Source organism: Paracoccus sp. IB05 (genome assembly GCF_016405985.1).
Classification (GTDB): domain Bacteria; phylum Pseudomonadota; class Alphaproteobacteria; order Rhodobacterales; family Rhodobacteraceae; genus Pseudogemmobacter.
On record NZ_JAEFCF010000019.1, the window covers coordinates 74,470 to 93,472 of the forward strand.

Sequence of the window (19,003 nt, forward strand, 5' to 3'; positions counted from 1 at the left end):
TTTCATTTTCTGTCTGAAAATATCCCCGGGGGAGGCCGAAGGCCGCGGGGGGCAGGCAGCCCCCCGTCTTTTCTTACTTCATCGCCATAGAGGCAGCGGATTCCGGCAGCTCTTCGTTGAAGCAGCGCTGGTAGAATTCGGCAACGGTCTGGCGCTCCAGCTCATCGCATTTGTTCAGGAAGGAGAGCCGGAACGCATAGCCCACATTGCGGAAGATCTGCGCGTTTTGCGCCCAGTTCAGCACGGTGCGCGGCGACATTACGGTCGAGAGATCACCGTTCATGAAAGCAGTACGGGTGAGGTCGGCCACCGTCACCATCTGGCTCATGGTTTTGCGGCCCTCGGCCGTGTTGTAATGCGGGTTTTTCGCCAGAACGATGGCGGTTTCCGCGTCATGCGACAGATAATTCAGCGTGGCGACCAAGGACCAGCGGTCCATCTGGGCCTGGTTGATCTGCTGCACCCCGTGATAGAGGCCGGTCGTATCGCCAAGGCCCACAGTATTCGCGGTTGCGAACAGGCGGAACGAGGGATGCGGCGTGATGATCTCATTCTGGTCGAGCAGCGTCAGCTTGCCATCATGCTCCAGCACGCGCTGGATCACGAACATCACATCGGCGCGGCCGGCATCATATTCGTCAAACACAATCGCCACCGGGTTGCGCAGGGCCCAGGGCAGGATGCCCTCCTGGAATTTCGTCACCTGGCGGCCGTCTTCCAGCTTGATCGCATCCTTACCGATCAGGTCGATCCGGCTGATATGGCTGTCGAGGTTGACGCGCACACAGGGCCAGTTCAGCCGCGCGGCGACCTGTTCGATATGGGTCGATTTCCCGGTGCCGTGATAACCCTGGATCATCACCCGGCGATTATAGGCAAAGCCGGCCAGAATCGCGAGCGTGGTATCAGGGTCGAATTTATAGGTGCTGTCGATCTCGGGCACGCGATCTGTGCGATCGGCGAAGCCTTTGACCCGCATTTCGGTATCGATGCCGAACACCTCGCGGACAGAGATTTCTTCGGTCGGCTTGATCGCATTCTCGGGCATGGTCAGGTCCAGGGTTCGGGCAGATTTAGGGAAAATGTCAGGCTGTCCCGAGGTTCATGGAACATTACGCACAGAGGTGCAAGAGCGCCATTGGTCGGGATACAATGACGCGCCGAAGGCTGCGCGCGGTGCCTCGGCGGTATGCGCCTGCTCAGGGCCCCGGTTTTGTCCAGACATTGCCGTGAAGCACTGGCTCTGTTGAGCTCATGTGCGGGGTGGCGCGCTGAGACTTGGACACTGGCCGCGTATCAGAACACGGGACCTGAATATGATATTGAAACAGCGTCTCTTATTCGGGATGATCTGGGCGATGACCGCGTTGGCGTTGCAACTTTGCCCAGCTTACGGGGACTATGGCGCTGAGATCTCGGGCGCTGACGGAAGCGCCACTGCTCTCGCCGGTGTCATGATCGAATATCTGACAGTGATGCTGACAGCGGGCGGGGCCGGAATGCTGATGGCGCCATGCTGGTGCCGGGGCAAAGGCGCCCGATTTTTCGCGGGCTGTCTGACACCGGTGCTCATATCCCTGATGTTCAGCGCATTTCTGTTCGTCTCTGAATGGCCTTCCAACCCGGTGTCAACGTTCCTGATGTTGGCATATGCGAGCGCTTTTGCACCGATCCTGATCCTGGTGGAAGCGGCTGTTGATCCTCTTTTCACGGTGATCTGGCTGGCTGGCATTTTGATAAGCTGGGGATATGGTCGCAAACTGCAGCGCGAGCAGGAGGCAGCTTCCGGGTAAGCGCAGCCAGCCGCCCCGGCCAGCATTCTGAGGGGCGGGCCGGGGCACCAGGATCTCAGCCCCGCAGGAAAACAGGGGGGTCAGTCGCGGAAATGCCGGCTGTCCTTGATCTGATCCCAGGCCCAGACCACCTCTTGCAGCATCTCTTCCTGACTGCGGTCTCCGCCATTCATATCCGGGTGAAGAACCTTGATCAGGCCTTTGTATTGCTTGCGGATTTCCGTTTTGGTCATGGTGTCGCGGCTGTCGAGGATCTCCAGTGCTTTCCTCTCGGTCGGCGGCAATTTGCGCGTGGCGCCGGTCGAGGCGGTCGAGGGCGCCGAACGGGTGCCCTTCTCGCCAAGGATCTCCAGCGGGTCATTCACCCCCATCCGGGCCCAGGCATTGCCGTCATCCTTTTTGGAAAACGGTTTGGTCTCGCGCTCCCAAAGCCGGTCCTTCTCGACGATGCGTCTGAATTCCTCATCCGAGGTGCCGTCAAAGAAATTCCACTTCAGGTTGTATTCGCGAATATGGTCCTTACAGAACCAGAAAAATTCGTCGAGCTGCTCACGCGATTTCGGGGCACGGAACTCGCCGCCTCTGTCGCAATCAGGGTAGTCACAGCGATGCGTCGAGGTTGCAGCCGCAGAGACACCGGCGCGGCGGCCGGCGGATTTACGCTTCTTATCCGTGGAAACACGGAGATCGAATTCGAATGGGTTCTTACTGACCATTGGATAGAGGGCCTTATGCTGCCTTTCCGACTCGGGCGGCCAAGTTTAGGTGATTTAGCGGCGGATTGAAGAGGGGGTGGGCGAAAATGCCTGTGATTGACGAAATCGAGACAAAGCTGCGTGCGGCTTTCGCGCCGGAGGAGCTGGAGGTGCTGAATGAAAGCCATCGCCATGCCGGGCATTCCGGCGATGATGGCACCGGCGAGACGCATTTCGCGGTGCGCATCCGCGCCGGTGTTTTCGCGCCGATGAGCCGGATCGCCAGACATCGTGCGGTGCTGGCGGCGCTTGAAGATATTCCGGGGCGTATCCACGCGCTGGCGTTGGATATCGGCTGAAACCGGCTTACGGGCCGGGGGGCACTGCTGCCCCGGCTGCGGATATGCGAGGCTTTCTCCACGTGGATATGCAGGGAGGATGCCATGCAGTTCAATCCCGAGACCGATCTGCGGATCGAGCGCCGCTTTCAGTCCGCGCCCGACCGCATCTGGCGCTGTCTGACCGAGCCCGCCCTGATCGAGGCCTGGTTCGCCCCGCGCCCCGTTGTCACCCGCGATGTCAGCCTGGATCTGCGGCCGGGCGGTTCCTTCCGTTCGGTGATGGATGTGCCGGGGCATGGCGAGATGCCGGGTCATGGCTGCGTGCTTGAGGTGGTTCCCGGGCGGCGCCTCGTCTGGACCGATCTGATGCGTGGCGGCTGGCACCCGAATGAGGGCAGCTTTGGCTTTACCGCGGTGATGGAGGTTCTGCCCGATGGCGCGGGCTCGCTTTACCGCGCCAATGCGCTGCACCGCACCGCGGCGCAAAAGGCAGAACATGAGAAAATGGGCTTTCACGAGGGCTGGGGCGCGGCCGCCGATCAGCTGGGAGAGCTTGCGCTGACGCTTTGACCCCTGGGAGCGACAGGGTGGCCGGCGGCTTTCCAGGCGGTAAAGCCGCCGCCAAGGCTCGCGCAGGTCAGCCCCATCTGGCCCGCGACCTCTGCCGCCAGCGCGGAACGCCAGCCAGAGGCGCAATAGAAAACGTAGAGCCGGTCTTCGGCCAGCCAGGGCTTGTGATAGGGGCTGTCCGCGTCGATCCAGAATTCCAGCATGCCGCGCGGGGCGTGCCGGGCGCCGGGGATCTGCCCTTCGCGCTCCAGTTCGCGCGGGTCGCGGATATCGACAAACACCGCATCCCCTGCCGCCAGCCGCGCGGCAGCCTCGTCGGGTGCCAGCGTGACGATCGCGGCATTGGCCCGCGCCAGAAGATCGCGATATCCCAGTTTTTCGCGCGGCTCTGCCATGGACTTCCCCCCTGATTCTGCCGCCATTCTGCCAGGCCGGGCCCCGTCTGGCGAGGGTGCAGATGAAGGAGCGTTTCACCATGACCCGGATCCCGCCTCCTGTTTCTTCCCCGTCAGTTTCTTCCCCATCAGTTTCGCGGCGGCCCGTTTCAACCCCGCGCCTGGCCGCGCTGGCCGTGGTGGTGCAGGAGGGCAGGGTGCTGCTGGTGCGGCGCCGGAACCCGCCCGATCAGGGGCTCTGGGGCTATCCCGGCGGCAAGGTGGAATTCGGCGAGCGCGTCTGCGACGCGGCCCTGCGCGAGCTGGCCGAGGAAACCGGGATCATCGCGGCTGTCATCCGCCAGCTGCCCGGGCTCGATATCATCGGGCCGGTCCGCGCGGGCGCAGAGGAGGTAGCCTGGCATTATTTCCTCGTCCCGGTGGTCTGCCGCTACCTCTCGGGCGAGGTGCTGGCGGCGGATGATGCCGAAGAGGCCGCCTGGTTCCCCTGTGATACCGTGCTGGCCCGCGCCCTTCCGATGAGCGCTGATGTCGATGCGGTTCTGCGGGCGGCGCTGCACGAGGCAGCGCCTGCCGCCCCCTGAGCTGATCCTCAGGCTGATCCCCGAACTGCCCCGAACTGACCACCGAGCCGATCTTCAGGCCGGCCCCTTGTAACCGCCGGGGCAGGGGTCCAGGTATTCGGATATAAGGAAAGGGAAATCGCCATGACCGCCGATCATTCCAGCCCCGACGAGCCCCCCGTCGCCGAAACCCCCGTCGCCGAACCCCCCGTCGCTGATGCCGGTTCGGGCAAGGCCCATGACCCGCGCACCGTCTGGCTGGCCGATTACCGCCCCTTCAGCCATCTGATCGACCGGGTCGGGCTGACCTTCCATCTTGCGCCGAAATCCACGAAAGTTGCGGCAAAGCTGCATCTGCGCCCCAATCCCGAGGCGAAGGGCCGCCATGTGCTGCGGCTTGACGGCGAGGATCTGCGGCTGATCTCGCTGCGCCTTGACGGGGCGCTGCTGGATCTGACCCCGGACGAGACCGGGCTGACCATTCCCGCCGATCTTCTGCCCGATGGCCCCTTCACGCTGGAAACGCTGGTCGAGATCGATCCGGCCTCGAATACCGCGCTTGAGGGGCTTTACATGTCGAACGGCATGTATTGCACGCAATGCGAGGCCCAGGGCTTTCGCAAGATCACCTTCTATCCCGACCGTCCCGATGTGATGGCGCGGTTCCATGTCCGCATCGAAAGCGATCTGCCGGTGCTTTTGTCCAACGGCAATCCGGCGGGGCGCGGCGGGTCCTGGGCGGAATGGGATGACCCCTGGCCCAAACCCGCCTATCTCTTCGCGCTGGTGGCCGGTGATCTCGTGGCGCATCACGACAGCTTCACGACGCGGTCAGGCCGCGCCGTCGATCTGGCGATCTGGGTCCGTCCGGGCGATGAAAACCGCTGCGCCTGGGCGATGGACAGCCTGATCCGGTCGATGAAATGGGATGAAGAAGTTTACGGGCGCGAATATGATCTCGACGTTTTCAACATTGTGGCCGTCGATGATTTCAACATGGGCGCGATGGAGAATAAGGGGCTGAATATCTTCAACTCCAAATTCGTGCTGGCCAGCCCTGAGACCGCCACCGATGACGATTTCGCCCGGATCGAGGCGATCATCGCGCATGAATATTTCCACAACTGGACCGGCAATCGCATCACCTGCCGCGACTGGTTCCAGCTTTGCCTGAAAGAGGGGCTGACGGTTTTCCGCGATCAGCAATTCTCGGGTGATATGCGCTCCCATGCGGTGAAACGGATCGAGGATGTGGCGCTGCTGCGCGCCCGGCAGTTCCGCGAGGATCAGGGACCGCTGGCGCATCCGGTGCGGCCCGAAAGCTTTGTCGAGATCAATAATTTCTACACCGCCACCGTCTATGAAAAAGGCGCCGAGCTGATCGGAATGCTGAAAACCCTGGTGGGCGATGCGGCCTGGGATCAGGCGCTTGATCTTTATTTCACCCGCCATGACGGCGATGCCGCAACGATCGAGGACTGGCTGAAGGTTTTTGAGGACGCCACGGGGCGCGATCTGAGCCAGTTCGCCCGCTGGTATCTCGAGGCGGGCACGCCACGCCTGAACTTCTGCGAAAGCTTTGAGAACGGGCGCTATACGCTGACCATCCGCCAGCATACTCCGGCGACGCCCGGCCAGGCGCAGAAGACGGCAAAGGTGATCCCGATTGCGGTGGGGCTCCTCGCCCCGGACGGATCCGAAGTGGTGCCGACCCGGGTGCTCGAGATGACAGATACCGAACAATCCTTCACATTCGACGGGCTGGCGGCGCGGCCTGTCGCTTCGGTCCTGCGCGGCTTCTCGGCGCCGGTGGTGCTGGAACGCGAGACCACGGCCCGCGAACGCGCCTTCCTGCAGGCCCATGACAGCGATCTTTTCAACCGCTACGAGGCGGGGCGCTCGCTGGCGCGCGAGATGCTCACCGATCTGGTGCGCGGCAAGGATGATCTGCTGGCCGGCTGGGCCGAGGCTCTCGTGCCGCTGATCCGCGATCAGGGGCTTGATCCTGCCTTCCGCGCGCTTTTGCTGCGCCTGCCGGGCGAGGATGATCTGGCCCAGGCGCTGCATGATCAGGGCATCGAACCCGATCCCGATGCAATCCGGGCCGCCCGCCGCGACGCCGCGCAGGCGCTCGCCCGCGCTCTTGCAGCCGACCTGCCCGGGCTGATCCGGGGGCTGGCCGATACCGGCCCCTTCATCCCCGACGCCGCCGGCGCGGGGCGGCGGGCGCTGACCAATGCGCTGCTTGCGCTTTTGTCGCGCATAGAGGACGGGGTGGCCGCGAGGTCGGCCTTTGCCGCCGCCAGCAATATGACCGCAAGCATCGGTGCGCTGACAGCGCTCGTGGATATTGGTGCGGGCGAGGCGGAACTGACGGCCTTCGCGACCCGCTGGTCCGCTGACCGCAATGTCATGGACAAATGGTTCTCGCTGCAGATCAGCTGCGCCGCACCGGAGCGGGTGGCGGCGCTGGTTGATGAGCTGACACAGCGACCGGATTTCGACCTGAAAAACCCCAATCGATTCCGCGCGGTGTTCGGCGCCTTTGCGGCCAATCACGCGGGCTTCCACCGCGCGGATGGCGCGGGCTACCGGCTGCTGGCGGACTGGCTTTTGCAGCTGGACCCCCTGAACCCGCAGACGGCGGCCCGCATGTCGACCGCGTTCGAGACCTGGCCACGCTATGACCCGACGCGCCAGGGCCTGATCCGCGCCGCGCTGAGCCGCATTCTCTCCACGCCCGGCCTCAGCCGCGATCTGTCGGAAATGGCCGGACGCATGCTCGCTGCCCGGTAGCGGCCGCCGGCCAGGATATTGACCTTCAAAGCCAGATGTCTTCACATGAGCGTGAGTTTCAGACGTGAATTGTTGGAGCTATACCATTGCCGGTCATCATAGCACTTCTCGGGATCATCGCCACGGCGGCCATCTGGTATTGGCGGATGAAAGCGGCGGGGCAGGCGGCGCAGGATCTGGCCGGCGTCGCGCAGGATGTCATGTCGGCGGCGCGCCGCTTTGGCTTTCGCCGCCGCTATAACGAACATCCGGTGGAAAGCCTGCAGGATGGCGATGTCGCCATTGCCGGCGCCGCACTTGCTTTTCTGGAATTGTCGGCTCTGCCGACCGCTGAACAGCAGGATGCGCTGCTGATCTCGCTGCAACGTCATCTCGGCTATGACCGGGCGGGCGCGGAAGAGGCGGTGATCCTTGGCCGCTGGCTGATCAATGAATCGAAAGGCGCCGATCCGGGGCTGAAGCGGCTGACAAAACGGGTCTGGAAGCTGAAAGGCGCCGAAGGCTTCGCGCCGCTGATGCAGGTGGTGAAAGACATCGCCGCCGCCTCGCGCGATGGCACCCTGTCGCCGCGCCAGCGTGACGCGCTTGACGACATGGCCCGCCAGTTCCGCGTCAGCTGAGCCGGTACCGCGCTTTTCCCCTGACCCAAATACTCAAAAACGGCCCCGCAAGGGGCCGCTTTCATGTCCGCGCCATCAGGCCCGGGTCAGAGTTTGGCTGCGCCCGAGCACCAGGGCTGAGCCGAGGTCCAGGCCGCCATCTCGGCGCGTTTTTCGGATTTGCGGAACGGGCCCCAGTCGCGGCCAATGCCCTGATTGCCGGCACCGGCAACAACCCCGTCCCGCGCCACGGCTTTCGAGAAGATCTCGACCGCACAGCTCAGGTTCTCGCCACCATCTTTCAGCGCCGAAACCGATTGCGCGTCACAGCCATGCGAGGCCGCTGTGCGCGGCGAGATCTGCATCAGCCCGATATAGCGCCCGCCACCGCCCGAAGCTTTCGGGTTCCAGGTGCTTTCATGTTTCGCAACCGCATGCATCAGCCCGACCCAGAAGGCGCGGCGCTGCTCGACCGATGCGGATTTATAGGCCGGGCACCAGGTTGCGATATCAGAGGGCACGCGCGCCGAAAGCTCGGCATCCTTCTGAGACACGGCCGCCAGGGCCTCATAGGTCCATTCCTTTGATCCGGAATAGCGCTCCCAGCCCATTTGCGAGGTGGCGATGAAACTCTCGGAGGGAACTGCTTTGGTTCTGCCACCGGCCTGAACGCAGGCGCTCAGGGACAGGGCAACCGTTACTGCCGCAAGGGCACGCAGAGCCAGCCTGGAGATTTTCATACTTCTTGCCTTTTATGGCCTCGGGACAATGCCGAAAGGGCGAACCGGATAACAGGCAAACCGCAGGGATCGACGGTGCGGCAATAAGCGGCAAAGCCCGGATATGCAAAGTTCTGTGCGAAAAACCGGCGGGTTCCCGCCACCACCCCTGGCGGAAACCTGGCGGGATCTCGCCTGAAGCCGCATTTTGCTGCGGCTTTTCCCCTCATTTGGCCCGGGATCTCCGCTGCTTTTCCTGCGCGAAAGCCGATCCGGTCAGGGCCAGCCGGGTCTTGCCCCCGGACCGCGCGCGCCCTAAACACCATCGGGACCGCTCAACGGGGTGCATTTCCGGCCTCCCGCAGCGCGTGATTCTGTCAACCGACCCGATCCCGACCTGCCGCAGAGGTGGACTATGCTCGATCTGACCTATACGCCCCCCGTTCCGAAAGTCATCGCCGGTGCGAAACATGACTGGGAACTGGTGATCGGGATGGAGATCCATGCCCAGGTCGCCTCGAATTCCAAGCTGTTCTCGGGCGCCTCGACCACTTTCGGTGCCGAGCCGAACACCAATGTCAGCTTTGTTGACTGCGCGATGCCGGGCATGCTGCCGGTGATCAATGAATTCTGTGTCGAACAGGCGGTGCGCACCGGGCTCGGCCTCAAGGCAGAAATCAACCTGCGCTCGGCCTTTGACCGCAAGAACTACTTCTACCCCGACCTGCCGCAGGGCTATCAGATCAGCCAGCTCTATCATCCGATCGTGGGCGAGGGCGAGGTTCTGGTCGAGATGGGCCCGGGTGTGGCGCGTCTTGTGCGGATCGAACGCATCCATCTTGAACAGGATGCCGGCAAGTCGATCCATGACATCGACCCCAATCTGAGCTTTGTCGATTTCAACCGCACCGGTGTGGCACTGATGGAGATCGTCTCGCGTCCCGACATTCGCGGGCCGGAGGAAGCCGCCGCCTATGTCGCCAAGATGCGCCAGATCCTGCGTTACCTCGGTACCTGCGACGGCAATATGCAAAACGGCAATCTGCGCGCCGATGTCAACGTCTCGGTCTGCCGCCCCGGCCAGTATGAGAAATACCAGGCGAGCCAGGATTTCAGCCATCTCGGCACGCGTTGCGAGTTGAAGAACATGAACTCCATGCGCTTCATCCAGGCTGCGATTGATTTCGAGGCCCGCCGCCAGATCGCCATTCTCGAGGATGGCGGCGAGGTGGTGCAGGAAACCCGGCTCTACGATCCGGACAAGAACGAGACCCGCTCGATGCGCTCGAAAGAAGAGGCGCATGATTACCGCTATTTCCCATGCCCCGACCTTCTGCCGCTGGAGATCGAACAGGCCTGGGTCGACGGGATCGCGGAATCGATGCCGGAACTTCCCGATGCCAAAAAGGCGCGGTTCATGTCGGATTACGGGCTGACCGATTACGACGCCTCGGTCCTGACGGCGGAACTGGAAAATGCCAGCTATTTCGACGCGGTCGCCAAGGGCAGGGATGGCAAGCTATCGGCCAATTGGGTGATCAATGAGCTGTTTGGCCGGCTGAAAAAGGAAGGCCAGGAGATCGGCGAAAGCCCGGTCTCGGCGGCCCAGCTTGGCGGTATTGTCGATCTGATTTCCGCGAATGTGATTTCGGGCAAGATCGCCAAGGATCTGTTCGAGATCGTCTGGACCGAGGGCGGCGACCCGGCGGTTCTGGTCGAGGACCGCGGTATGAAGCAGGTGACGGATACCGGCGCCATCGAGGCGGCGGTTGATCAGATCATCGCCGAAAACCCTGCCCAGGTCGAAAAAGCGAAACAGAACCCGAAACTTGCGGGCTGGTTCGTAGGCCAGGTGATGAAGGCCACCGGCGGCAAGGCCGCGCCCGGTGCGGTCAATGATCTGGTGATGAAAAAGCTCGGTCTCTGAGGCGCGGCCAAAGGGTGGTTGCCTTCGGGCAACAGAAAATTCACAGGCTCCGGCATGGCTTGACCGCCCCGGGGCCTGTGTTAATTTTCGGCCCAGGGGCGTGAAACCGTCGCCCCGATGGCAGGGGGACGACCCCTTTGCTCAGGTTCTGCCCGGGACGGCCCGGCTCTTCTGGAGGCATGGCCGTAATGGCATGGATTTTTCTGATTGTTGCGGGGGTGCTCGAGGTTCTCTGGGCCTATAGCATGAAGCTCTCGGATGGGTTTACGAAGCTTTGGCCCAGCCTTATCACGCTGGTGGCGATGGTGTTCAGCTTCGGGCTTTTGTCACTGGCGATGCGGGTGCTGCCCCTGGGCACCGCCTATACGATCTGGACCGGGATCGGTGCGGTCGGGGCTTTTGTGGTCGGGATCATCTTCCTGCACGAGCCGGCGACGGCGCTGCGCATTCTTGCCGCCTGTATGATCGTTGGCGGGCTGGTCCTGATGAAGCTGTCCTCCTGACCCCGGGAAAAGCTGACAGCCTACCATCACCTGGGGGGCGCTGACGGGCGCCCCACAACATAGGCTGCTTGTTGCTGCACTGAGGCAGGCTGCGGAAAAACCGTTTTGTGATTTGGACTTACAGAGAAAAATTCACTAAACTGCCCGCAAGAAACCAAAGCCGGAGAGCAGGATGCAACGGTTCGAATATAAGGTGGTTCCGGCACCCCGCAGGGGCGAGAAGGCGCGTGGCGTCAAGTCCACGGAGGAGCGTTTCGCGCTGGCCCTGAGCACGGTGATGAATGAACTGGGCGCCGAGGGCTGGGACTATGTGCGCGCAGACAGCCTGCCTTGCGACGAACGCTCCGGCCTGACCGGCACGAAAACCAGCTTTCAGAATATGCTGGTCTTCCGGCGTGAGATCAATGCCGAGGCGCCGCGCGCTCCGGTGTTCACGCGGGCTGCGGTGGCGCCTGCGGCTGTGGCGGCCGCGCCCGCAGAGCCTGTAGCCGCCATGCCTGCGCCCGCGATGCCTGCGCCCGCAGCACCCGTTCTCGCCGCACCCGAGGCTGCCGCCGTCCTGGCCCCGGTTCTGCATGCCCAGCCCCGTGAGGTGAATTCTGCGCCTTCGCTTGGCCCGGCACGGCCGGAACTTGCGGCGGAATAGGCCCGCGAGTCACGCTCCCTGCGCAGCGCGCAGGGCTTCGGGCAGGATCCTGGCGACCAGATCCATCATCGGCTCTGGCCCGAGGCTGATTCTGATACAGCGATCCAGAGGTGCTACACCAGGCATGCGGATGAACAGCCCGCGTGCCTCGCATTCCGCCAGAACACGGCGCGAATAATCGCCATCGCGGCCGCAATCCATCGTGACGAAATTGGTGGCCGATTGCAGGGGCTCGAGCCCGTTTTCGCGGGCGATCACGCCCATATGGTCGCGCGCGGTGGCGATGCGGGCCCGGATCTCCGGGATCCAGTCCGGATCCTGCAGCGAGGCCAGCGCGCCCGCGAGGCTGATCCGCCCCATGCCGAAATGGTCGCGGATCCGGTCGAAGCTTCCGGCCAGATCCGGCGCGGCAATCGCATAGCCGACCCGCGCGCCCGCCAGCCCCCAGGCCTTTGAAAAGCTGCGCAAGCGGATCACCTGCGGATGCTCGGCGGGGATATCGGGGATGGCCTCATCCGGCGCAAGCTCGGCATAGGCCTCGTCCAGCACGAGGAGCGTCTCTGGCGGCAGCGCATCGGCAAGCGCGCGGATCGTGGCGCCGGGATGATGGCTGCCCATCGGATTGTCGGGATTGGCGAGATAGAGGAGCTTTGCGCGATGCGTCTTTGCCGCCGCCAGCAGCGCCTCGGGGTCTTCATGCGCGCCAAGATAGGGCACCCGGACCAGATCGGCGCCGGCGCCCGCGACGTGGAAATTGAAGGTCGGATAGGCGCCAAGGCTTGTCACCACCGTCTCGCCGGGTTGCAGCACCATCCGGCACAAAAGACCCAAGAGCGTATCCACCCCGGCAGCAATAGCGATATGGCCGGGCGTGCAACCGTGGCGGGCGGCAAGTGCCTGTTTCAGATCGTAATTTTCGGGGTCGGCATACATCCACACTTCGGATGCCGCTTCCTGCATCGCGGCCAGCGCGCGGGGCGAGGGGCCAAAGCCGCTTTCATTGGCGCCAAGCCGGGCGCGGAAGGGGCGGCCAGTGCGGCGCTCCAGCGTCTCGGGGCCGGTAAAGGGCACGGTGGCGGGAAGGGCGGCGATGCGGGGCGTAAGGAAGCGGCTCATGATGGCGCGAGAATGGCCGCTTCGCCGCGCCCCGGCAAGAGGCGGGATGCGCCTCTGCGAGGGGCATGGCCCGGGTCGCGCGTCTCAGCCGCGCAGCAGACCTGCGAGCTGGTTGAAGATCTGGTCATTGGCCGCGATGACCGACCCGCTGTCGAGCGGATCCTGGTTTTCGCGGATGCCTTCCACCAGACCGCCGGCCTCTTTGACCAGCAAAAGGCCCGCCGCCATATCCCAGGCCTTCAGCTCGCGCTGGAAACAGCCCTCATAGCGCCCGGCAGCAACCCAGGCGAGATCCAGCGCCGACGACCCCGACGAACGCACGCCCGCCGTGCCGGGGCTGACCAGCGAGAGGTCTTTCATCGTCGCGGGCAGCGTCTTTTGCGCGCCATGCGGAATGCCGGTGACAAACAGCGATTCATGCAGGCTGCGCCGCCCCGAGACCCGCAGGCGGCGATTGTCGTTCAGCCAGCAGCCCGACCCTTTTTCAGCGTAGAACATCTCGTCCTTCGGCGCGTCATAGACCACGGCCGAGACGATTTCGCCCTTATGTTCCAGCGCGATGGAGATCGACCAGTGCGGGATCCCGTGCAGGAAGTTATTGGTTCCGTCCAGCGGATCGACGATCCAGCGCCGCGTCGGGTCCTGGCCCTCGGTGCCGCCGGTTTCCTCGCCCAGCCAGCCGTAAGACGGGCGCGCGCCCATCAGATCTTCCTTGATGATCCGTTCGGCCTCGCGATCGGCCTTCGAGACGAAATCTCCCGGACCCTTGGCGGAAACCTGGAGGTTCTCGACCTCGCGGAAATCCTTGACCAGCGAGCGCGCAGCCTTGCGGGCGGCCTTGATCATAAGGTTCAGGTTGGCGCTTCCCTGCATGGGCGGACTCCGGGTCAGTCATTGGCTGGAACGGATGGGCCTTACAGGGAAAGACGCGGGAAGGAAAGGGCCGGAAGCAGCGTGAAACTGCGGCTGGGGCCGGGAATTGCGACCTTTTGCGCTATGGCGATGTGGCTTTGTTGGCCCCAGAATGGGTCAGCGCCTGACGGCAGGGGAAAAGATGCAGCCAGAAATCGTGACACTTGCCAGGCGGGACAGGCTTTGGTTTTACGATTGCGCGCGGGCAGAGCTGCCGGTGGCTCTGGGGGCGCTGGAGGCCTGGAACCTGATCATGTCTGAGCCGCAGCCGCTGATGCAGCTGGCGTTCCGGATCCGCGATGCGATTTCCGCGCGGTTCGGCGTGCGGCGGATCGGCGGCTTTTCCGGCACCCGCCACGAGAGGGTCGAGGTCGGGGATCGGCTGGATTTTTTTCTCGTGGAGCGTGCCGGGCCGCATCTGCTGGTCCTGACCGAACGCGACCGTCATCTCGATGTGATGACCTGCATTTCGACCGCGGGGAAGGAGGTGGCGATCACCTCATCGGTGATCACCCATAATCTCTATGGCCGGATCTATATGCTGCCGGTCGGCTTTGCCCATCGGCTTATCGTGCGCAATATGCTGCGGCGGTTGCGGCGCAGGCTGATGCGGCGCTGAGCCCGCCGACCGTCCGGCGAGGGCGCGGCTGGGACACTGCGTGGACGCTGCGCCTGTGATCAGTCGAGGATCTCGACCTTCATCTTCGACTTGCCCTCTTGCTGCACCATTGCGAAGAGAATCTTCGCATTGGCGCGGCTGAGGCGCACGCAGCCCGCCGAGGCCGGGCGGCCAAGCTTTGATTCCTGATCGGTGCCATGGATCGCATAATTGCCGCTGTAGAAAATCGAATAGGGCATCGGCGCGTTGTTATAGAGCGAGGATTTATGGTTCTTCGACAGCCATTGCGGCTTGAAGCTGCCCTTGGGCGTCACCTTGCCCTTCCGCGCGGTCGAGACCGGCCATTCATGAAGGACCTCGCCATTATACCGAACCTCCATCATCTGCCGCGAGATCGAGACGCGAACCTCAATGGTCTCTCGCCGGAGCTCTTCGACAATTGCCACCGCCCGGGTCACGCCGGAGGTCGCCGCCTCCAGCACGATTTCCACCGGTATGGCGGGGTCTTGCGGCAGGGAGGTCGTTGCAAACGGCTCTGACGCCAGGGGCTCAAGGGTCCCGGTCCAGGTCGTGCCGGTCGCAGCTGTTCCGGCTTCCGGCGTGAGAGTGCCGGGCGTTGGCGATATGCTCTGCTGTGCGGCGCTTTCGGGGGGCTCCGAAACCGGGGTTGCGTCTTCGCCGGTGTCGAGCGTCGCGGCGGAAAGAATTTCTTCTGCGAGGGTGCCCGCCTGTTGCACCGGTTCCTCAGCGCCCGGATCCGGAGTGATGATTTCGGGCTTTATGAATTTGGCGCCGGGTGCCGTGGCGGCGCTGGTGGCGGCCGGCGTGCCGGGCTGGGTTTCCGCCAGCAGCGGAGCCGCGGCCAGGGCCAGGATAAGCGCCAGAGCGGGCAAAAAATCTGCGCGCATACTACTCTCCGTCATCGTCAAATCGGCAAACAGGGGGTCGTGGCTCAGCTTTTGGCGGAGCCGGAAAATAGTCAACGACGATTCGGTCAATGCCAGGTTATGAAAACCCGCCTTTTGCAGCGAAAAGCCGCTTAGAGCAGCAAAGTTGCAGTTCAGCCACGCTGCAGCCGCACCGCCTCGATCCGCGCAAGCCGCAGGAAATGCGCCATATAGGGGCGGGTGCTGTCCTCTTCGCGCGTGGCGGCATACATGCGTTTCAGGACCGGATCCGGCCCGAGCGGGCGGGTGACGTAATCGCTGGAACTGCGCACTTCGCGCATCACCCAGTCGGGCAGCACCGCCACGCCCCGGTTCGATCCGACCAGCATCAGGATCACCGCCGTCAGCTCGGCGGTGCGATGGCCGCGGGGCTCCACCTTGGCGGGTGTCAGCACTTCGGTGAAGAGATCCAGCCGGTCGCGGCTGACCGGATAGGTGATCACCACCTGGTCGCGGAAATCCTCGGCCTGGATGAACTCTTTCGCCGCAAGCGGGTTTTGTGACGAGGCCACAAAGGTCGGATGATAGTCGAAGAGCGGGTTGAAGGTGACACCGTTCTGGCTTCCCGGATCCGAGGTGATCACCAGATCGATCTCTTCACGATTGAGCGCCGGCATGGCATCAAAGGCGAGGCCCGCGCGGATATCGACATCCACCTCGGGCCAGGCGCGGCGGAACATTTCCAGCACCGGAAACAGCCAGTCATAGCAGGCATGGCATTCCAGCGTGATATGCAGCCGTCCCGATTTCCCCGATCTCAAGGCGATGAACTCTTCTTCCAGCGCGTCGATCTCGGGCAGGATCCGATCGGCGAGCTTCAGCATCCGGAACCCTGCCGCCGAAAGCCGCATCGGTTTCGAGCGCCGGACAAAGAGCTCCATCCCCGCCTGATCCTCGAGCCCCGCGACCTGATGCGACAGCGCCGACTGGGTCATATTCATCATCTCGGCGGCGCGGGCGAGGCCGCCGGCGGTATGGATGGCGCGGATGGTGCGCAGATGGCGGATTTCGATATACATGTGGCGTTTTCATAAAGATGCTGAGGATTATGAATTTGTCTCACATTGGCGAATCTGCGACAAGGGGCTTGTTCACGGAGATCCATCATGACGAAAACGCCGCGCATCTCGTTCGAGTTTTTCCCGCCGCAGGGGCTCGATGCCTCGTTCCGGCTTTGGGATACGGTGCAGGCCCTGGCGCCGATGCAGCCGGAATTCGTCTCGGTCACCTATGGCGCGGGTGGCACCACGCGCAAGCTGACCCATGAGGCGGTGGGCATCATCCATCGCAATTACGGGCTGAATGTCGCCGCGCATCTGACCTGTGTCGATGCGTCGAAAGCCGAGACGATGGAGATCGTCGAGAGCTATTACGAGGCCGGTGTGCGCGAGATCGTGGCGCTGCGCGGTGATGCACCGAAAGGGGCGGCCGCCTGGGAAAAGCATCCCGAGGGTTTTGCGTCTTCGGTCGAGCTGGTCGAGGCGATTGCAAAGACCGGCAAGTTCAAAGTGCGGGTCGGCGCCTATCCGGAGCCGCATCCCGACAGCGCCTCGACACAAGCAGATGTCGATTTCCTTAAGCGCAAGATCGATGCCGGTGCAACCTCGGCCATGACCCAGTTCTTCTTTGAGGCGGATACGTTCTTTCGCTTCCGCGATGCCTGCGTGAAGGCGGGGATCACGGCGCCGGTCATTCCGGGGATCCTGCCGGTCATTTCCTGGGAGGGGGCGAAGAAATTCGCGAAACGCTGCGGGACGGATGTGCCGGCCAGGCTTGATGAGGCGTTTACCCGCGCCGCACGCGACGGGCGTGAAGAGCTTTACGCCCTGGCGCAATGCACCCAGCTCTGCGACCGGCTGATCGAAGGCGGCGTTGAGGATCTGCATTTCTACACGCTGAACCGCCCGGAGCTGACGCGCGAAGTGGTGCGCGCGCTTGGCATCCAGCCTCAGCTGGTTCTGGAAAACGTCGCCTGAGGGCGACCGGAGGCAGTGCTGCACCCGGCCTCAGGCCGCTTGCAGGCTGAAGCCATCTCCCTGGCGGTTCCGTTCTTTCGCTGCGGCGCGGAGGACGGGGCCGCATTTTTTATTGTCGCGAGGGGGGTGCCCGGCTGCCCGGGCTCGGCTATCCTCATGCGGTGAGCGGGGCCTGAAGGGCCGATGACGGGGAAATGAGATGGCAAAACAGGTCATGCTTCTGAACGGGCCGAACCTGAACCTGCTGGGCAAGCGCCAGCCGGAGATCTACGGGCATGAGACACTCGCCGATATCGAGGCGATGGTGGCCCGGCTGGCGGAGGAGTCCGGGTTCGGGCTGGTGGCGCATCAGTCGAACCATGAGGGCGTGCTGGTGGATCATATCCATGAGGCGCGGGGCAGCTCGGTTGCGATCATCATCAATCCCGGCGCCTATTCGCATACGTCGGTGGCCATCCTTGATGCGCTGAACGCCTTCGAGGGGGTGGTGATCGAGGTGCATATCTCGAATATCCACAAACGCGAGGCCTTCCGCCATCATTCCTATGTCTCGTCGCGCGCCGATGGGGTCATCGCGGGTTGCGGCACCGAAGGCTATGCTTTCGCGCTGCGCCGTATTGCGACGCTGATCGGCTGAAGCCGGACCGTCCGGGCGCAGCGTTTCCTTTCAAAGGAAACGCGCCGATTTCTTGCAAGAAATCGTCTGCCGCCGGTCAGGCACGTGACAGCAGTGAGGCCGGGCGCGCCCTTGCCAGCGAGGCCGTGAGCAGACCAGCGAGCACCGCTTTGACAAAGTCACCCGGCAGGAAGGCGCCGCAATAGAAGGCCGCCTGCGTCAGCGAGACATCCAGCATCCAGGCCATGACCGGAATACCGCACAGGTAAAGCACCCCGATGCCCCCGATCACCGAGGCCGCGCCGGCAGCCCAGCCCACCGGCAGCGTGGTGCGCTCCACCAGCCAGCCGATCACGAAAGCGGTGAGCGGATAACCGATCAGGAAGCCGAAGGACGGGCCCATGAAGGGCGCAAGCCCCGATTTACCGCCCGCGAAGACCGGCAATCCCGCAAGGCCCAGCAACAGGTATAGCAGCACCGCAAGAAAGCCATTGCGCGCGCCAAGCACCGTGCCGCAGAGCATCACCCCCAGCGATGTCGCGGTGATCGGAATCCCAAAGGGCAGCGCGATCTGCGGCATCAGGGCGAGCGCCGCAAGCACCGCGGCCATCAGGGCGATATGGGTGAGGCTGCGCTCCATCTTCTGCTCCTTTATGCACTTGCAGCACGCTATGCTGCACAGGGAGGTTGCATCAAGGGCAATATCACATGCGCATGTCAGGATTTTTTGCCACCCGACATTGTTCCCGAGATTTCTCCCGCAGTTTTGGCCCCTGCAATTGTGGCCGGGTATGTGGTGTTACATGGTTTGAAAGGGTGATGACAGATGGTTTGATTGCGGAAGTGGCCGGGGGTCCGCCGGGGGGCCGGAGCCTATCCCGGATGATCCGGCGGAGTCGTTTCACTTCCGGATGGCGTTGCCTGTCGCCCTGCGCTGTCTGCGCCGCCACTCCCAGATCGTGCTCCGGCCAACATGCCGCGAAGCATGGAAGTGTTCCGCAATATCAGCCGCGGTCTGATCGAAGGTCAGCCGATCAATCCGCGCCGCGATGAACGCCCGCACTTCTGGATCGCTGTCAATCTTCGGGGCACGTCCTGGTCGATGCCCGCGGCGGTGTGCACTGACCGGCGCTGTGGGTTTTGGCAGGGCATTCAATCCCTGTTGAAGGCTGGCTTCAATGGCAGCTTCAGGGGCCGTGAATGTCAATCGGTGTTGAAAGCTGACCCCCTATCGGCGCGCAATATTGACCCCACCCGGCGGTCGGCGATC

The 19,003-nt window shown here is 63.3% G+C and carries 22 protein-coding genes; 13 read left to right on the top strand and 9 right to left on the bottom strand.

Annotated elements, in window-relative coordinates; genetic code table 11:
* Positions 1-73 precede the first annotated feature (73 nt).
* The gene (gene cobS, locus JC607_RS13685) at positions 74-1,048 is read right to left on the bottom strand and encodes a cobaltochelatase subunit CobS (protein ID WP_198837480.1); all 975 of its coding nucleotides are present in this window, start codon (positions 1,046-1,048) and stop codon (positions 74-76) included.
* A 268-nt stretch (positions 1,049-1,316) separates the two neighbouring features.
* Between cobS and JC607_RS13690 the strand changes: the two genes are divergently transcribed.
* The gene (locus tag JC607_RS13690; protein WP_198837481.1) at positions 1,317-1,793 is read left to right on the top strand and encodes a hypothetical protein; all 477 of its coding nucleotides are present in this window, start codon (positions 1,317-1,319) and stop codon (positions 1,791-1,793) included.
* Between the two features lie 80 nt (positions 1,794-1,873).
* Here JC607_RS13690 and JC607_RS13695 read toward each other — a convergent pair whose 3' ends face one another.
* Positions 1,874-2,509, bottom strand: coding sequence for a J domain-containing protein (locus tag JC607_RS13695; RefSeq protein ID WP_198837482.1), 636 nt, complete (start codon positions 2,507-2,509; stop codon positions 1,874-1,876).
* 86 nt (positions 2,510-2,595) lie between these two features.
* Here JC607_RS13695 and JC607_RS13700 point away from each other — a divergent pair, with 86 nt between their 5' ends.
* Complete coding sequence (locus JC607_RS13700) at positions 2,596-2,847, top strand: BolA family transcriptional regulator (RefSeq protein ID WP_198837483.1); 252 nt, start codon at positions 2,596-2,598, stop codon at positions 2,845-2,847.
* Positions 2,848-2,931: 84 nt separating this feature from the next.
* On the top strand, positions 2,932-3,399 hold the full coding sequence (locus JC607_RS13705) for an SRPBCC family protein (protein ID WP_198837484.1): 468 nt from the start codon (positions 2,932-2,934) through the stop codon (positions 3,397-3,399).
* Here the strand turns inward: JC607_RS13705 and JC607_RS13710 are convergent.
* Entirely contained in the window at positions 3,369-3,794 is a 426-nt protein-coding gene (locus JC607_RS13710; RefSeq protein ID WP_198837485.1) for a rhodanese-like domain-containing protein, read from the bottom strand. The genes JC607_RS13705 and JC607_RS13710 overlap by 31 nt on opposite strands.
* 62 nt (positions 3,795-3,856) lie before the next feature.
* On the opposite strand from JC607_RS13710, the gene JC607_RS13715 reads away from it, so the two are divergent.
* The 3 genes from JC607_RS13715 to JC607_RS13725 all read left to right on the top strand — a co-directional run bounded on the left by JC607_RS13715 (position 3,857) and on the right by JC607_RS13725 (position 7,773).
* On the top strand, positions 3,857-4,378 hold the full coding sequence (locus JC607_RS13715; protein ID WP_233092901.1) for an NUDIX hydrolase: 522 nt from the start codon (positions 3,857-3,859) through the stop codon (positions 4,376-4,378).
* Positions 4,379-4,501: 123 nt separating this feature from the next.
* A complete protein-coding gene (gene pepN, locus JC607_RS13720; protein ID WP_198837486.1) occupies positions 4,502-7,153 on the top strand; it encodes an aminopeptidase N in 2,652 nt (883 codons plus the stop codon).
* 86 nt (positions 7,154-7,239) lie between these two features.
* Positions 7,240-7,773, top strand: a complete 534-nt coding sequence (locus JC607_RS13725; RefSeq protein WP_198837487.1) for a hypothetical protein — start codon at positions 7,240-7,242, stop codon at positions 7,771-7,773.
* 86 nt (positions 7,774-7,859) lie between these two features.
* Here JC607_RS13725 and JC607_RS13730 read toward each other — a convergent pair whose 3' ends face one another.
* On the bottom strand, positions 7,860-8,492 hold the full coding sequence (locus JC607_RS13730; protein ID WP_198837488.1) for a transglycosylase SLT domain-containing protein: 633 nt from the start codon (positions 8,490-8,492) through the stop codon (positions 7,860-7,862).
* A gap of 394 nt (positions 8,493-8,886) precedes the next feature.
* On the opposite strand from JC607_RS13730, the gene gatB reads away from it, so the two are divergent.
* The 3 genes from gatB (at position 8,887) to JC607_RS13745 (ending at position 11,547) form a co-directional block, all read left to right on the top strand.
* Positions 8,887-10,398, top strand: a complete 1,512-nt coding sequence (gene gatB / locus JC607_RS13735; RefSeq protein WP_198837489.1) for an Asp-tRNA(Asn)/Glu-tRNA(Gln) amidotransferase subunit GatB — start codon at positions 8,887-8,889, stop codon at positions 10,396-10,398.
* A gap of 188 nt (positions 10,399-10,586) precedes the next feature.
* Positions 10,587-10,901: a multidrug efflux SMR transporter gene (locus JC607_RS13740; protein WP_198837490.1), complete on the top strand. Its 315-nt coding sequence runs from the start codon at positions 10,587-10,589 to the stop codon at positions 10,899-10,901.
* Positions 10,902-11,073: 172 nt separating this feature from the next.
* On the top strand, positions 11,074-11,547 hold the full coding sequence (locus JC607_RS13745; protein ID WP_198837491.1) for a DUF4177 domain-containing protein: 474 nt from the start codon (positions 11,074-11,076) through the stop codon (positions 11,545-11,547).
* Positions 11,548-11,556: 9 nt separating this feature from the next.
* Here JC607_RS13745 and JC607_RS13750 read toward each other — a convergent pair whose 3' ends face one another.
* Both JC607_RS13750 and JC607_RS13755 read right to left on the bottom strand, forming a co-directional pair.
* Positions 11,557-12,663 carry a pyridoxal phosphate-dependent aminotransferase gene (locus JC607_RS13750; RefSeq protein ID WP_198837492.1) on the bottom strand — a complete coding sequence of 369 codons (1,107 nt, stop codon included), beginning with the start codon at positions 12,661-12,663 and terminating at the stop codon, positions 11,557-11,559.
* A gap of 84 nt (positions 12,664-12,747) precedes the next feature.
* Positions 12,748-13,536: an inositol monophosphatase family protein gene (locus JC607_RS13755; RefSeq protein WP_198837493.1), complete on the bottom strand. Its 789-nt coding sequence runs from the start codon at positions 13,534-13,536 to the stop codon at positions 12,748-12,750.
* A 181-nt stretch (positions 13,537-13,717) separates the two neighbouring features.
* Here JC607_RS13755 and JC607_RS13760 point away from each other — a divergent pair, with 181 nt between their 5' ends.
* A complete protein-coding gene (locus JC607_RS13760) occupies positions 13,718-14,194 on the top strand; it encodes a DUF2867 domain-containing protein (protein WP_198837494.1) in 477 nt (158 codons plus the stop codon).
* 59 nt (positions 14,195-14,253) lie between these two features.
* Here JC607_RS13760 and JC607_RS13765 read toward each other — a convergent pair whose 3' ends face one another.
* Complete coding sequence (locus JC607_RS13765; RefSeq protein WP_198837495.1) at positions 14,254-15,102, bottom strand: L,D-transpeptidase; 849 nt, start codon at positions 15,100-15,102, stop codon at positions 14,254-14,256.
* A 152-nt stretch (positions 15,103-15,254) separates the two neighbouring features.
* Entirely contained in the window at positions 15,255-16,160 is a 906-nt protein-coding gene (locus JC607_RS13770) for a LysR family transcriptional regulator (RefSeq protein WP_198837496.1), read from the bottom strand.
* Positions 16,161-16,247: 87 nt separating this feature from the next.
* Here JC607_RS13770 and metF point away from each other — a divergent pair, with 87 nt between their 5' ends.
* The gene (metF, locus tag JC607_RS13775) at positions 16,248-17,117 is read left to right on the top strand and encodes a methylenetetrahydrofolate reductase [NAD(P)H] (protein ID WP_198837497.1); all 870 of its coding nucleotides are present in this window, start codon (positions 16,248-16,250) and stop codon (positions 17,115-17,117) included.
* A gap of 199 nt (positions 17,118-17,316) precedes the next feature.
* Entirely contained in the window at positions 17,317-17,754 is a 438-nt protein-coding gene (gene aroQ, locus JC607_RS13780; protein WP_198837498.1) for a type II 3-dehydroquinate dehydratase, read from the top strand.
* 76 nt (positions 17,755-17,830) lie between these two features.
* On the opposite strand, the gene JC607_RS13785 is transcribed toward aroQ, so the two are convergent.
* The gene (locus tag JC607_RS13785; protein WP_198837499.1) at positions 17,831-18,373 is read right to left on the bottom strand and encodes a biotin transporter BioY; all 543 of its coding nucleotides are present in this window, start codon (positions 18,371-18,373) and stop codon (positions 17,831-17,833) included.
* 351 nt (positions 18,374-18,724) lie between these two features.
* Here JC607_RS13785 and JC607_RS13790 point away from each other — a divergent pair.
* A partial coding sequence (locus JC607_RS13790; protein WP_198837500.1) for a hypothetical protein occupies positions 18,725-19,003 on the top strand: 279 nt, incomplete at its 3' end.

Coding starts and splice junctions, on each gene's coding strand:
- cobS (WP_198837480.1), bottom strand. CDS start 1,048: ATGCCCGAGAATGCGATCAAGCCGACCGAAGAAATCTCTGTCCGCGAG.
- JC607_RS13690 (WP_198837481.1), top strand. CDS start 1,317: ATGATATTGAAACAGCGTCTCTTATTCGGGATGATCTGGGCGATGACC.
- JC607_RS13695 (WP_198837482.1), bottom strand. CDS start 2,509: ATGGTCAGTAAGAACCCATTCGAATTCGATCTCCGTGTTTCCACGGAT.
- JC607_RS13700 (WP_198837483.1), top strand. CDS start 2,596: ATGCCTGTGATTGACGAAATCGAGACAAAGCTGCGTGCGGCTTTCGCG.
- JC607_RS13705 (WP_198837484.1), top strand. CDS start 2,932: ATGCAGTTCAATCCCGAGACCGATCTGCGGATCGAGCGCCGCTTTCAG.
- JC607_RS13710 (WP_198837485.1), bottom strand. CDS start 3,794: ATGGCAGAGCCGCGCGAAAAACTGGGATATCGCGATCTTCTGGCGCGG.
- JC607_RS13715 (WP_233092901.1), top strand. CDS start 3,857: ATGAAGGAGCGTTTCACCATGACCCGGATCCCGCCTCCTGTTTCTTCC.
- pepN (WP_198837486.1), top strand. CDS start 4,502: ATGACCGCCGATCATTCCAGCCCCGACGAGCCCCCCGTCGCCGAAACC.
- JC607_RS13730 (WP_198837488.1), bottom strand. CDS start 8,492: ATGAAAATCTCCAGGCTGGCTCTGCGTGCCCTTGCGGCAGTAACGGTT.
- gatB (WP_198837489.1), top strand. CDS start 8,887: ATGCTCGATCTGACCTATACGCCCCCCGTTCCGAAAGTCATCGCCGGT.
- JC607_RS13740 (WP_198837490.1), top strand. CDS start 10,587: ATGGCATGGATTTTTCTGATTGTTGCGGGGGTGCTCGAGGTTCTCTGG.
- JC607_RS13745 (WP_198837491.1), top strand. CDS start 11,074: ATGCAACGGTTCGAATATAAGGTGGTTCCGGCACCCCGCAGGGGCGAG.
- JC607_RS13750 (WP_198837492.1), bottom strand. CDS start 12,663: ATGAGCCGCTTCCTTACGCCCCGCATCGCCGCCCTTCCCGCCACCGTG.
- JC607_RS13755 (WP_198837493.1), bottom strand. CDS start 13,536: ATGCAGGGAAGCGCCAACCTGAACCTTATGATCAAGGCCGCCCGCAAG.
- JC607_RS13760 (WP_198837494.1), top strand. CDS start 13,718: ATGCAGCCAGAAATCGTGACACTTGCCAGGCGGGACAGGCTTTGGTTT.
- JC607_RS13765 (WP_198837495.1), bottom strand. CDS start 15,102: ATGCGCGCAGATTTTTTGCCCGCTCTGGCGCTTATCCTGGCCCTGGCC.
- JC607_RS13770 (WP_198837496.1), bottom strand. CDS start 16,160: ATGTATATCGAAATCCGCCATCTGCGCACCATCCGCGCCATCCATACC.
- metF (WP_198837497.1), top strand. CDS start 16,248: ATGACGAAAACGCCGCGCATCTCGTTCGAGTTTTTCCCGCCGCAGGGG.
- aroQ (WP_198837498.1), top strand. CDS start 17,317: ATGGCAAAACAGGTCATGCTTCTGAACGGGCCGAACCTGAACCTGCTG.
- JC607_RS13785 (WP_198837499.1), bottom strand. CDS start 18,373: ATGGAGCGCAGCCTCACCCATATCGCCCTGATGGCCGCGGTGCTTGCG.